This is a genomic window from Acidobacteriota bacterium (assembly GCA_016715115.1).
Taxonomy (GTDB): domain Bacteria; phylum Acidobacteriota; class Blastocatellia; order Pyrinomonadales; family Pyrinomonadaceae; genus JAFDVJ01.
This window is the reverse complement of record JADKBM010000011.1, coordinates 698,740-711,132: the sequence shown is the minus strand read 5'-3', so window position 1 is coordinate 711,132 and position 12,393 is coordinate 698,740. Positions and strand designations below refer to the sequence as shown.

The following is a 12,393-nucleotide window of genomic DNA, read 5'->3' as shown; positions in this document are numbered from 1 at the left end:
TCAAAAATCGACGTCGACCGATCTGACGAAATCGAGTCTCAGGACCGATTCCTGCCGGAATTGCTTTTTGTATGCGACGCGGATCTCATCGATCAACGCGCCGCTTTTCCGTTTTGCGGTTTTCGGCAACAGGAAAACGACCACCCGTGACGGTTCCCGCACGATCGTCCCGTCCGCGCCGCGGTACTGGCCGATTGCGGAGATGACCGTAAAACCGTCCGGAAATCGCGGAGTCACCTCTTCCGCGAGAAACTTTTCCCATTCGTCCTCGCTGACCTGTGTTTGTTCCTTTCGATCGAAACCGAAGTAGAGTTCGACACGGATGAACCTTTCGGCAGTTGATCCGAAACCGGCCTCACGGATTCCGGCGGCCTCGATCGGAATGAAAAACGTGCACGCAATCAGCACGATGGTCAACAAGCTATTTCTCATCTTTCTTTTCCCTGCGATCCGACCCGCACCGCTTTTCATCGATCCTCGAGACGAAGACAAGTCCCGGCCGGTAACCGAGATCGAGGCTTTTCGGATTGACGTCCTCGATCTTGTCCAACGGCGTGGGCAAGAGTTGCGTCCGGTTGTCGCTCGAACCGTGACGGCTGATCGCCGGAATGCCCCGCTTCTTTTAGGCGACAACAAGAAAACGGATAACCCTGACCTAATGCCGTGTTTCTCCTGAGATCAGATTTACTGCGTGTTGCAGTATCGGCCTGATGACCTCGAAGCATTCGCGAACGCCGCGTTCGGAACCCGGCAAGTTGATGATCAGCGTTCCGTTTCGGATGCCGCAGACCCCGCGGGAAAGGACCGCTTTGGGATTGACCTTCGATGTTTCGCGGCGGATCGCTTCGGCGATTCCCGGGGCTTCCTTGAGAATCACGGCGCGCGTCGCTTCGGGTGTGTTGTCGCGTTCGGCAAAGCCGGTTCCGCCCGTCGTGATAATCAGGTTGATCTCTTCCCTTTCGGTCAGCACATACAGAGTCTGCCGGAGTCCGTCGAAGTCGTCGGTGACGATGATCTTCTCAACAACCTCGGCTGCGGCCGAAATCAGCAACTCGGCCAAAACCGTTCCTGAAACGTCTGTTTTTTCATCGCGCGTATCGCTGACCGTGATGACCGCCGCGCGGATCTCAACGTTAGTCATAATCTAGAGTCGCGAGCGCATCGCGTAATGGTCCTTGAGCCAGCATCGATCCATCACGACCAGCAGACCCGCGTCCTCCGCGCGCTTCGCGGCATCGTGATCGATTACTCCTTCCTGCAGCCAAACCGCCTTCGCGCCGATCGCGATCGCTTCGTCAACAACCGCCCCGGCGGCATCGGACCGTCGAAATACATCGACAAGATCGATCTCGCCCGGAACCTCGGCGAGCGTCGCGTACGATCTCTCGCCCAGAACTTCTGATTCGTTCGGGTTCACCGGAATCACACGGTAACCGGCGCGCTGCATATACGCCGCAACGCCGTAAGATGGGCGGAACTGGTCCGAAGACAGTCCAACGACCGCTATCGTCCTGCAAATCCGCAAAATGCTCTCGATTGTCTCCGGTTCATTCATCCCTGACATCAAAACAAAAAAGGGGCCGCGAATCAAACCGCGGCCCCGTTATCATCAAATCCAAAGGATCAACGATTATTGAAGTTGTTGACCGAAACGTCGGCCGAAAGACCCCAGGTAACGATCAGCGGTTGCCCGTTGCTCGACTGCAGAGCCCAGTAGCCCGGGCTCGGCATAACAGCGGCCGACGTGACATACATCCCGGGATCGGACTTTCCGTCACCGTCATAGTCGCCCTGTGCCCGGCGCGCTGATACATCGCCGAACGGAACACGCGTGTTGAGGACGTTTTGGGTCGGATTCAAGCTGCTGACGTAGTACCACGCGCGATTGGAGCCTTCGGTAATAGAACCCGCAACGTCCGTTTTCCCATCGCCATCAAAGTCGCCGGGATTTCCGAAGAACGAGGCGGTTCCGAAATTGACGACGTTGACACTCGCGTCGGCGCTGTTGAGTATCCACCAATTGGCTGATTGCTGAATCTGAAAATCGCCGCGGCCGTCGCCGTCATAATCGCCCGGATTGGGAAAGCTGCTTGTTCCGCCAAAAACGGTGTAGGTGATGTTCTTTGCGGCGTTGTTCGAACTACCAAGATAAAACCAGGTACCCGCCGACGAACGGTAGACGGCCGGATCGCAGCGCCCGTCGCCATCGTAGTCGTAGACGACGCTCGGATTGTCCCCGGTCGTGCCGAACTGCTCGAATCTGACGATGTTGTTGCTGCTTTGATAGATGTAGAATGCCGCCGCGGGACTCGCTCCGGTGCGCCAGATCGCCGGATCGTCCTTTCCGTCGCCGTCAAAATCGCAGGCGACCGTGCGCGGACGAACGTTGTCGGTCGTCAGGCCGAACGGGAAAATCGAAGTCCCGCCGCCGCTCAGCGCGATCCACCATTCGGTGTTCGTCGCGCCCGTCCGCGTATTGATGAAGTCAGTCTTCGAATCGCCGTCGATATCAAGGACGGTACTTCGCCGGCGCTGAATCTGCCCGCGTATCTCACCACCCGGATTCGCCACCGTATGCAGATTCAGATACAACTGCGCCGTTTTCAAAGCGGTCGTTTGGGGCGCCGAAAAGGTGCAAAGAAAATCAGTGACTGCCCCCGAAGCCGCCGCTGTCGGTGACAGGTTGCAAATCACCGGTCCGTTGACACCCGAACGGCCCGAATGAACGTGGCCGGCAGTCGCGTTGCCCGATAATCCGTTCCAACGCATCGTCACCAGAGCCTGCGTCCCGGCCGCGTTGAGGCTGATCGCGCCGCTTCCTTTTGCCGCCGAAACTGTCGCCGGATTCTCCTGATTGTTGTCCATATAAGCGATATACGGAGAATCGACCGTGAGCTGCCCGCGGATCTCACCGCCCGGGTTTGCCGACGTATGAATGTTGAAGTAATGCAACCCTGCCTTCAGATCAGCGACCTGGGTTGGTGTCACCGCAAAGGTCGCGGCAACGACCGATCCGCTCGCGGCCGCTGTCGGATTCAGATTGAAAACGATCGGCCCATTTGCGCCTGTAGCCGCCGGTCCGTGGATGTGACCCGCGGAAGCGGGGCCGGTCAAACCCGACCAATAAACCGAGACCGTGATCTGGGTTTCGGCCGAATTCAGTGTGACGCGTCCGAATCCGGTCGCCGTCGATCCGTTCGGCGGAACTTCCTGCGCCGACGTAAGATTGCCGGTAAAATAGGTGTCGGCGCTGGCAACAACTGCAAATGCCGCGATCGCAACGGTGATCGCGAACGTGTTCACGAGCTTTCTGATCATTTGATTCTCCCTTCGATTATGTGCCTTGCTAATCAATTGTTTAGCTGTTTTTCTGATTGGTCGGTCTAGAATACGGAAAACCTGGCCATTTCGCAACGGGCGGGCGGTTACGCATTCGTCACGTCGAGTTCGTCGACCTCGATCTTGCGCCGGCCATAGAGGACGCTGAGGACGATCCCGACGACAACGAGCAGCATTCCGCCGATCGTTCCGGCTCCGTGGGTTTCGCCGAAGGCCAGCCAACCGATCGATATTCCGTAGATCAAGCCGGTGTAAATAATGATCGCAACCGATGCGGCGCGCTCTTTTTGCAGCGCGTCGGTTAAAAACACCTGCCCGAGCTGCGAGAAGATCCCGATCAAGAGCAAATAGAACCAGTCCCATCCGGCCGGAGATTTCCAGTTGAAGAGTGTGAACACAAGCCCGGCGGCCATTCCGACGAATTGAAATTGAAAGACCACGGTCAAAGGGTGCTCGCGGCCCTTCAGGCTGCGGACGAGGTTGTACGCCATTCCGGACCCGAAAGCCGAAGCAATCCCCATCGCCAGGTACATAGGCGAAACACGCGCATCGACCTGCTCTATGAGCACAACGCCTGAAAAAGCGATCGCATAAAAGATCCATTGCCGCGCCATCACTTTTTCGTTGAGCAAGAAGATCGCGATGATGGTCGTGAAGATCGGTGAGAGATACTGCACCGTCATCGCCGTTGCGAGCGGGATGTTCTGGACGGTCACGAAGAAGAAATAAAGCGCCGCGGTGCCGAACAAGCCGCGCAAAAGCAGGAGCGTGTTGTTGGTGCCGACGAAACTCGCCTTCGCTCTTTTCAACCCGAAGTAACAGAAGACGCAACCCGCAAAACATCGGAAAAAGACGATCTCCATCGCCGGCAGATGCGAAACTTGCTTGACGAAGACGTTCGCCATCGAAAAAGCGAACGTCGAAAGGAACATCGCGCGCACGCCGGCGCTTACAAAACCGTTTTTTTGGAAAATTAACACGAAAGTTGAAATCGTTCTGAAAGACGAAGAAATATACTATCATTCAAACGAAGTTTGTTTCACGTCAACAGTTATGAAGAGAAAGGTCCTGATTCTATCGGCTTCCGTCGGCGCCGGCCATATGCGGGCCGCCGACGCGCTCGAACGCGCGTTCAACCTTCGTGTTCCGGATTGGGAGGTCCGGAACATCGACGTCCTGAAATACACGAACGCACTGTTCCGTCGTCTCTACGGCAAAGCTTATATCGAAATGGTCAACTCGATGCCCGAAGTTCTCGGCTGGATGTACGACTCGCTCGACAAGCCCTGGGAAAACGAGCGCCGGCGGCTTGCGCTCGACCGGCTCAACGCCCAGCCGTTCATCGGTTTGCTGAAGCGCGAGAAACCCGACCTCGCCGTCTGTACGCACTTCTTGCCGTCCGAGATCATCTCGTGGCTCACGGCGAAAGGCAAGATCGATTTCCCGCAATCGATCGTCGTCACGGACTTCGACGCGCACGCGATGTGGCTGTGCCGCAACTACGCGAATTATTTTGTCGCGCTTGACGAAACGCGCGCCCATCTCGAAAAGCTCGGGATCGATGCGCCGAAGATCACCGTTTCGGGAATCCCGATCGATCCTGTGTTCGAAGAGACGAAAGACCGCGGCGCGATGCGCTCGAAGTTCGGCCTCGCGCCCGACCGACTGACGATCCTAGTGTCGGCGGGAGGTTTCGGCGTCGGCAAGATCGAGCCGCTGCTGCGCGCCTTGAGCGAACTTCGGACACCAGCCCAGATCGTCGCCGTTTGCGGACGCAACGAGGAACTCCGGACCGAACTCGTCAAACTGGCCAAATCGGAACTCGATAACGAACGCGTCCGCTTTCATCCGATCGGATTCACTTCCGAGATGGACGAATATATGTCGGCGTCGGACCTGATCGTCGGAAAGCCCGGCGGGCTGACAACGTCCGAAGCTCTCGCGAAGGGACTGGTCTTCTGCGTCGTCAACCCGATTCCGGGCCAGGAAGAACGCAACTCGGATCATTTGCTCGAAACAGGCTGCGCGATCAAATGCAATAACTTAACGGTGCTGGCGTACAAGATCGATTCGCTCGTCGCCGATCCGGACCGGTTCGCGTCGATGAAGAGAAACGTTCGCGAATTCGCCCGTCCGCACTCGGCGGCAGATATCGTCGAAAAGCTCATCGGGAGCTAGCATCTTTTCCGACTTTTGTGCGAAGCCCCGCGTCTAACCAATGTGCGGCGACGGAACAATCGCTGCCCGGGGTTCTTCTTTGATAGAATTCTCGTGCGAAGGCAGGCTTGGTTACACGAGTTAATGTTGAAAAGCTTAACGGATGAGCAGTTGGTCGAATTGGCTGTTTCGGAGGATTCGGATGCATTCGGCGAGATCGTTAAAAGATGGGAGCGAAAGATTTTCGCGCTCTGTTTCGGTATGCTCGGACGCGAAGACGAGGCCCGCGACGCGACGCAGGAATCATTCATTTCGGCTTATCGCAATTTGAAGAACTTTCGAGGCGAAGCCAAGGTTTCGTCGTGGCTTCACCGGATCGCGGTGAACCAATGCTTGACAAAGAAACGCCGTTTCAAGACGCGGTCAGAGACGTATCTCGACGACGAGGAGAACTCCGAAGAGAAGTTTTTCGTCGCTCCCGTCGAGAAGTCGCCGGCAAGAACGGTCGAAAAGAACGAACGTCTGCGCTATGTCAGACACGCCGTCGACACGTTGCCGACGGAATTGAAACAGGTGATCGTAATGAAGGAGTTTCAGGAATTGACGTTTCAGCAAATGTCGGAGATTCTCGAACTTCCTCTGAGCACGGTCAAAAGCCGTCTTTACACGGCGCTGAAACAGCTTCGAATGAAACTCGAAAAAGTTTCGCTCGAGGTCGTCTAGAATGAATATGATGAATCACAACGAATCCAATTGCGGGAAATCAGGTGAGTTGATGTCGTATCTTTACGGCGAGATTCGTCCGGACGATTCGCAGCGGTTCGAACGGCACATCGGATCGTGCGAATCTTGCGCGGCCGAAGCGGCGAGCTTTGCTTCGTTGCGCGCGGCGATCGGCGACTGGAAGAGCGAGTTCGAAGAATTGCGTACGCCGATCATCGACATTCCCTATCCGGTACGCGAGGGCGCCTCCGCCCCGGTTTCGATCTTCGATTCAGTGCGCGCGTTTCTCAGCTTTCCGAAACTTGCGGCGGTCTCGCTTGCTTTGTTGTTCATCAGCGCCGGATTCGTGTTTTACCTTTCCGGCTCCGATTCGGGCAGTTTGATCGCCGGCGGCAACCAGAACCGTTCGAAAGCCGTGACCTCGCCGACAGCGCAGCCGGCATCAACGAACGTCGAAAAATCGGTCGAACCGAAATCTCCCGAGATCGCGATCACGACTCAGGATCCGCAACCGGAGAAAGTCAGCGACAGGAGATCCGCGCCCGAGCGCGCGACAAAGAGCGGACCGCGGAAAGTTGCCGGAAACGATAAGAAATCAATCAAGAAACAACCCCCGACTTTGATCGACGAGGCGGACGACGAAGACAAGAGCCTTCGTTTGGCCGACCTCTTTGACGAGATCGGAACCGAATAGGGTTTCGATTTACAAAAATATGAGAACAATTACACCAAAACTGATTCTCGTGGTATTCGCCATCGTGCTTTGCGGCCTTAACGCGCTTGCTCAGGACGAGAATCCGCAGCCGAACCAGGACGCGAAGAGACCCAACCAACAGGTCAGAATGTTGCAAGCGCTCGGGCTGACTCCCGAGCAGGTCCAGCAGATAAGGCGCATCAACGCGGAGCGGCGGCCAATAACGCAGGAAGCGCAAATAAAACTCCGCGCCGCGAACCGCGCGCTTGACCTGGCCATCTACTCTGAGACCGCGAACGAGGACGAGATCAAGGAAAAGATGAAGGACGTTCAACTCGCGCAAGCCGAATTGATCAAGGTTCGGACCCTGACCGAATATCAGATCCGCCGGGTGTTGACCAACGAGCAGCTTGAGAAGTTCCGAACGCTGCGCGAACGCTTGATGAATCGACAGAATGAACCAAACAACGAAACGAAACGGCCCGTCGAACGGATCCGTGAACGTCGGATGCAACGCCCGCAGAATTAGCCCGTTGTTTCTATGTAGTATTAAGAGCCGATTTGGATCCAAGTCGGCTTTTTTGTTTGTCGATTGGGCAGACTTCGGTGTAATCTTTGCACAGTCCAAGTTGTTCGATATAACGACGAATGAATCCGCTCAAAAAGTTTCTATTCGAATTGCAGGAGATCAGCGTCCTTTGCTTCTGGTCGTTTATCGCGCTTTTTTCGAAGCCGCGATACATTCCCGAGACCATCCGGCAGATGGACTCGATCGGTGTCGGTTCTCTCCCGATCGTGATTTTGACCGGCTTTTTCACAGGCGGCGTTTTGGTTCTTCAGACTTTTCCGACTCTTGCCTATTACAGCGCCCAGAATGAAGCCGGACGCGCCGTCGCGACTTCCCTTGTCCGCGAACTCGGTCCGGTTCTTTGCGCGTTGATGGTTTCGGGGCGGATCGGTTCGGCGATCTCGGCCGAACTCGGCTCGATGGTCGTTTCGCAACAGATCGACGCGATGCGCGCACTCGGGACCGACCCGTACCGAAAACTGGTCGCACCGCGGTTGATCGCGCTGATCCTGATGCTTCCGATGCTCACGGTAGCGGCCGACGTTTTCGGCATCATCGGCGGCGGCGTGGTCGCGTCGTCGATCTACAATCAGGAGTCGAACGTCTTTTTGACTTCGGTCCGCAACGGCATCGACACCAAAGACATCATCGGCGGAATCATCAAGCCCGTTTTTTTCGGACTCATTATCGGCAGCATTTCCTGTTTTCGCGGCTTGAACACGACCGGCGGAACCGTGGGCGTCGGACGCTCGACAACGAGCGCGGTCGTCCAAGCATCGATCGCGGTCATCGTTTTCGACTTTTTCCTTTCCAAGGCGCTGCAGACGATTCTCGACATCGGCGAGATCTAACCCCTATAATATACGAACTTTTTGTATGCAGGCTTCGCCCCAAGACGTGACCGAGACGCTCGAGTCGAACGATTTCGCACAACCGATGGATCGTTCGGACCGAATCATTCCGGCGATAGAGTTTCGCGACGTTCATCTTTCGTTCGATGAGCGAAAGATCCTCGACGGCGTCAGTTTCAAGGTCCGGCGCGGCGAGACAAAGATCATTCTCGGACGCAGCGGCGGCGGGAAATCGACGATCATTCGGCTCATTCTCGGACTTTTGAAACCCGATTCGGGACAGATCTTCGTCAGCGGCGAGGAAATCACCGATTACGACGAACACGAAATGATGCCGGTCAGGCAGCATATCGGGATGGTCTTTCAGGAAGGCGCTCTGTTCGATTCGCTGTCGGTTTATGAAAACGTCGCATACCGGCTCCACGAAAAGCACGTTGACGAGGAATCCGTCGAAAAAGAGGTGCGTCGAATGCTGCGTTTCGTCGATCTGGAGGATGCGATCGACAAGATGCCGAACGAACTTTCAGGCGGTATGCGCCGGCGCGTCGGGATCGCCCGCGCCCTCGTCGGCGACCCGTCGATCGTGATGTTTGACGAGCCTACGGCCGGTCTTGACCCGCCGACGGCGCGGACGATCTGCGAACTCGCGATCAAACTCCGCGATCTCGAAGACGTTTCGTCGATTTTCGTTACGCACGAGATGAACAACCTCGAATACCTATGTTCAGAGTATGCGACGGTTGACGACGACGGCCACGTGATCTTCGAGCAGGAAGGCGAGCGGATTTGTATGATCAACACCGAGGTTATGATGCTCCGCGACGGACAGATCATTTTCAGTGGTTCCGACGAGGAACTTCGCAATAACGAGGACCCTTACATTCGCAAGTTCATTCGCGGCAAATAGTTACGGAGAAATATGGCACGTAATCAAAAGAACTTAACACTGAGCCAGCTTCGCGTCGGCATTTTCGTCCTGTTCGGACTTCTCGTCTTCGCGTTTTTGATTATGAACTCGACGGGCGACTTCAACCCGTTTGAGAAGAAACTGCGCATAAAGGCGCGTTTCGCGGCGGCCGATGGGCTTCGATCCGGTTCCGAAGTTCAGCTTGCGGGCGTGAACATCGGCAAGGTCGAGGAAGTCGTGCTTCTTCCGCCGGAAAGCCCCGAGGACTTCAAGATCGAAGCGATTATGGCGATCAGCCGCGAACTCTACGGGCGGCCGATAACCGAACGGATCCGGACCGATTCGACGGCCCAGTTGGTCGCGACCTCCGTTTTGGCGAACGACAAGATGATCAATATCTCTCCGGGTTCGCAAAAAGGGACGCCGGTTTCCGAGAACGACATTCTCGAATCGAAAGAAGCGATCTCGATCAATCAGCTGACGGCAACCGGAAACGAATTGCTGCAGCAGATCAACCGTCTCGCGACGCCGACCAACGAGATCCTCAACAAGGCGAACCAGGGCGAAGGAACGCTCGGTCAGATAATCAACAACGATCAGCTTTATCAGAGCCTTGACTCGACGATCGGCGAGGCGAAGTTGACGATGCTCAAGCTCCAGAACACCATCGACGACGTCAACAAGGGCGACGGCACCGCGGGTAAGCTGATCCGCGATCCGGCGCTTTATGACAGCTTGAAGGAGACCGTTAGCCAGCTTGAAACGATCTCGAAGGAAATCCGCGAAGGCAAAGGCACAGCCGGCAAGTTCATTACCGACGAGGCGCTCTATAACGACACCCGCGCGGCGATCGCCGATCTCAGGACATCGGTCGGCAAGATCAACTCGATCGCCGACGATTTCAAGGTGATCACGACCGACCTTCGCGAGGGCCGCGGAACGGCCGGCAAATTGCTCAAGGACGACAAACTCTACGACGACGTCCAGAACACGCTCGGCAAGTTCAGTTCGACCGCCGAAAAGCTCGATGCCCTTCTCGGCGACGCCCGCGCCGGAAAAGGCACCATCGGACGTCTCGTTACCGACGAGACGCTCTACAACAATATGAATCAGACGATGTCGAACGTGAATCAATTTTCGAGCGAAAGCACAAAATTGCTCTACGATTTCAGGCAAAATCCGAAGAAGTTTCTGACCATCAAATTCAAGCTGTTCTAGCGGCCCGTGCGGGTTGTTGGCTGTTTACGGATAGATTCGCAGATACTTGCGGATCATTTGGGAATGCGTCTCGTTTTCGGAGCCTTGACCGGCTCCTCGGATCCGATCTGCCACTCGCCAAACGCATTGACGTAAAAGTTCAGAATACGTATCCATCCTTCCTCGACCTCGGTTGCATTTCTGTAGAACGTTCGCACCGTGTAAGTTGCCTTGACGGGATAAACCAGTGTGCCTGGTTTTGAGTTTCCATTGTCCTGGGAGTAACTCCACGGGCGCGCTGCACCGATTTGGACCGAGGCGATCTCGACGCCGACGGCTCCTTCGTCACCTTCATCAACGTCCTTCTCGCCCTTGTGGCAGCGGATTATCTTCTTGAAAAGCTCGACATTTGGTGCACCGCCACGCGCCACTTTTTTCTGTGCAACCGGACAATCGAGAAAATTGCCCTGTCCTTCGGTTTCGGTATTCTCTAACGGTTCGTTGACAGGCGTCTTCACACGACCGGGCTTTGTGGTCACGGCCTCTCCACCGATCCGGCGCAATACATCGGGCTTGCACGGATACTCGACCTTGTTGCTGTCGACTTTAACCCGATACCAACTGCCGTCGGGTTCCATACCCGACCCGAAATCGCCCGGCTTAAACGGCATTATTGTCCCTTTTGACCACCATTTCCCCTGTGGATTTCCGGTGACCTCGCACTCGACTCGATCGCCAACCTTAAATTTGTCCTGCGCGACGGCGTTCAAATTTCCGCCAATCACGAAGGCGACTGCCAACATCGCGGTCACGACAACTTTGCACTGCCAGTTTGCTTGTTTTTTCATATTCTTTTCATTTTTCTCCTAAGAACAGGTTCTGAACACAAATGCGTCAAAACCGGCAAAACCGGCTCAAAAAATAAAACGGACCTCTGACTCCGCGATCGCATCAGAGACAGAACATTCGGTCATTGCATCGTTGGGCTGTCGCGAACTGCTTCGTTTTTGGCTGCTCTTGCAACTGATCGGAGTAATCCGGACCTCCCACGGTTTCAGCCATCGGTCCGCACGCCGGTGGGGACGGTTCTGGCAAGGCGGCAGAACATTTCTGTGTTTTTCGGCATTTCTCTTTATCTCTTGAACTAAATGACATTTATGAGAACTTGCGTTCCCGTCGTGCTTGCAATCGTTGCTGGCGAAAGGCTTGGTTTCGCGAATGGTGGCGCGGGCATTTGGCTTAGAAAGTTGGTGGACATCTTTGGACCATAATCTTTCAAGACGGGGCCTTCCGATGTTTCGTTGAGGTCGCCCGGGCTTATGCGTGAGTGAAGAAGATTGGTCCTCGATCCGGCGAACCGTCGGATCTCCGGTGCAATTCAAGACAAAATGCCGTTCCGAATCAAATCGGAACGGCATTCGCACTAAAAACTTGGTGCTGAGGGCGGGACTCGAACCCGCACGGATCTCTCCACACGCCCCTCAAACGTGCGCGGCTACCAATTACGCCACCTCAGCTTAGGAAGGGAAACTTTTCAAAAACCTGCAAACTACTTGTTCGCATTCGCCGGAGCGGTAGTGTTCGACTCGGATGCCGCCGGAGAAACCGCATTCGTGTTCGTTTCCGGAGCAGGAGCCGTCGTGTTCGTCACCGTGTTCGAATTCGAATCGGTCGCCGGAGCAATCGTGTCAGCAGGCGTGTCAGGATTGCTCGACAGTACCGAGACGTTTCCCTGAAGCGCCGGCATCGCGAGCAGCAGCGCCGAGATCATAAAGACCGTCGCCGTCACGATCGTGACCTTTGAGAGTACCGTCGCCGTTCCGCGCGGGCCGAATGCGTTGCTCGAAACATTGCTCGTGAAAAGCGCGCCGGCATCCGTTTTTCCGGGCTGCAGCAAAATGACAACCATCAGCAGCAGGCACGAAAGAAAGAAAATTGTATATAAAACGTATTGCAA

14 protein-coding genes and 1 tRNA gene are annotated in these 12,393 nt (G+C 55.5%); 7 read left to right on the top strand and 8 right to left on the bottom strand.

The window, feature by feature from the left end; translation table 11 throughout:
• The 5 genes from IPN69_11730 to IPN69_11710 form a co-directional block, all read right to left on the bottom strand.
• Entirely contained in the window at positions 1–432 is a 432-nt protein-coding gene (locus tag IPN69_11730) for a DUF3574 domain-containing protein (protein MBK8811385.1), read from the bottom strand.
• A gap of 223 nt (positions 433–655) precedes the next feature.
• Positions 656–1,141, bottom strand: coding sequence for a MogA/MoaB family molybdenum cofactor biosynthesis protein (locus IPN69_11725; protein MBK8811384.1), 486 nt, complete (start codon positions 1,139–1,141; stop codon positions 656–658).
• A 3-nt stretch (positions 1,142–1,144) separates the two neighbouring features.
• Complete coding sequence (locus IPN69_11720) at positions 1,145–1,555, bottom strand: CoA-binding protein (GenBank protein MBK8811383.1); 411 nt, start codon at positions 1,553–1,555, stop codon at positions 1,145–1,147.
• A gap of 68 nt (positions 1,556–1,623) precedes the next feature.
• On the bottom strand, positions 1,624–3,318 hold the full coding sequence (locus IPN69_11715) for a CHRD domain-containing protein (GenBank protein ID MBK8811382.1): 1,695 nt from the start codon (positions 3,316–3,318) through the stop codon (positions 1,624–1,626).
• A gap of 107 nt (positions 3,319–3,425) precedes the next feature.
• The gene (locus tag IPN69_11710; GenBank protein MBK8811381.1) at positions 3,426–4,319 is read right to left on the bottom strand and encodes a DMT family transporter; all 894 of its coding nucleotides are present in this window, start codon (positions 4,317–4,319) and stop codon (positions 3,426–3,428) included.
• A gap of 73 nt (positions 4,320–4,392) precedes the next feature.
• Here IPN69_11710 and IPN69_11705 point away from each other — a divergent pair, with 73 nt between their 5' ends.
• The 7 genes from IPN69_11705 to IPN69_11675 all read left to right on the top strand — a co-directional run bounded on the left by IPN69_11705 (position 4,393) and on the right by IPN69_11675 (position 10,457).
• The gene (locus IPN69_11705; GenBank protein ID MBK8811380.1) at positions 4,393–5,517 is read left to right on the top strand and encodes a glycosyltransferase; all 1,125 of its coding nucleotides are present in this window, start codon (positions 4,393–4,395) and stop codon (positions 5,515–5,517) included.
• 123 nt (positions 5,518–5,640) lie between these two features.
• The gene (locus tag IPN69_11700) at positions 5,641–6,219 is read left to right on the top strand and encodes an RNA polymerase sigma factor (protein MBK8811379.1); all 579 of its coding nucleotides are present in this window, start codon (positions 5,641–5,643) and stop codon (positions 6,217–6,219) included.
• Positions 6,220–6,226: 7 nt separating this feature from the next.
• Complete coding sequence (locus IPN69_11695; GenBank protein ID MBK8811378.1) at positions 6,227–6,913, top strand: zf-HC2 domain-containing protein; 687 nt, start codon at positions 6,227–6,229, stop codon at positions 6,911–6,913.
• A 19-nt stretch (positions 6,914–6,932) separates the two neighbouring features.
• On the top strand, positions 6,933–7,442 hold the full coding sequence (locus IPN69_11690) for a periplasmic heavy metal sensor (protein ID MBK8811377.1): 510 nt from the start codon (positions 6,933–6,935) through the stop codon (positions 7,440–7,442).
• Between the two features lie 119 nt (positions 7,443–7,561).
• Complete coding sequence (locus IPN69_11685; protein MBK8811376.1) at positions 7,562–8,332, top strand: ABC transporter permease; 771 nt, start codon at positions 7,562–7,564, stop codon at positions 8,330–8,332.
• Positions 8,333–8,357: 25 nt separating this feature from the next.
• Positions 8,358–9,239 (top strand): ATP-binding cassette domain-containing protein, encoded by an 882-nt coding sequence (locus IPN69_11680; protein ID MBK8811375.1) that lies wholly within the window; start codon positions 8,358–8,360, stop codon positions 9,237–9,239.
• Positions 9,240–9,251: 12 nt separating this feature from the next.
• Positions 9,252–10,457: an MCE family protein gene (locus tag IPN69_11675; GenBank protein ID MBK8811374.1), complete on the top strand. Its 1,206-nt coding sequence runs from the start codon at positions 9,252–9,254 to the stop codon at positions 10,455–10,457.
• Between the two features lie 53 nt (positions 10,458–10,510).
• Here the strand turns inward: IPN69_11675 and IPN69_11670 are convergent, their stop codons facing one another.
• The 3 genes from IPN69_11670 to secG form a co-directional block, all read right to left on the bottom strand.
• Entirely contained in the window at positions 10,511–11,284 is a 774-nt protein-coding gene (locus tag IPN69_11670) for a hypothetical protein (GenBank protein ID MBK8811373.1), read from the bottom strand.
• Between the two features lie 584 nt (positions 11,285–11,868).
• Positions 11,869–11,953, bottom strand: a tRNA-Leu gene (locus IPN69_11665).
• Between the two features lie 32 nt (positions 11,954–11,985).
• Positions 11,986–12,393, bottom strand: a complete 408-nt coding sequence (gene secG, locus IPN69_11660) for a preprotein translocase subunit SecG (GenBank protein ID MBK8811372.1) — start codon at positions 12,391–12,393, stop codon at positions 11,986–11,988.